This window comes from Bradyrhizobium sp. Kon56 (assembly GCF_055807635.1).
The window spans coordinates 1-559 of the sequence record NZ_JBVVOU010000132.1; the positions used below are offsets into that span (position 1 = coordinate 1).

The following is a 559-nucleotide window of genomic DNA, read 5'->3' on the forward strand; positions in this document are numbered from 1 at the left end:
TGCCAACCGACACTCCCTGATGCGTTAATATGACATCGCGCCCACCGTCCGCACCGTCATTCATCCGTCTTGCGCCGTCATACCAGCTATGGGAATCAGAGCCCGCTAACTCATTGTAAATATCAGATAAAAGAAGCTCGAACTGAGCATCTCCGAGACGCTCAAATGGAAGCTGCCCGGCATCAAATGCGAATGCATTGGGTCTCTTTTTCAAAGCTTTTTTCCGATCCGCTACATCCTGCGTAGGCTTCAGCAGTAACTCGCGTAATTCCTTCATTGAAAACACCGCTCCTTGGACTGATCTCGCGCACTTCGGGTAGTCATGCCCAGTGATTATTTTTTGCCATCCTATCAGCTTCACTGAGCTTTTATATGTAGGTAGCACTATCGGCGCATATCAAAGAAATGTCGTATCGCGTTGATTCGGTATGTCAATCCCCGAGCCTGAGGCCCCTTAGGTCTGGTGCAGCGCTCCTTTGCCTACGTTCGTCTTTAGATGGGATTAGGGATATCCAAGTTTCTCTCGCTGATGGGTTCATTACGGGGGATGGTTGGTACT

General features: G+C 49.4%; 1 protein-coding gene. It reads right to left on the reverse strand.

Annotated features, from left to right (window positions below; translation table 11 throughout):
• Positions 1–277, reverse strand: a 277-nt coding sequence (locus tag AC0L3B_RS38280; RefSeq protein WP_473382739.1) for a hypothetical protein, incomplete at its 3' end; no start/stop codon positions are given.
• Between the last annotated feature and the right edge of the window lie 282 nt (positions 278–559).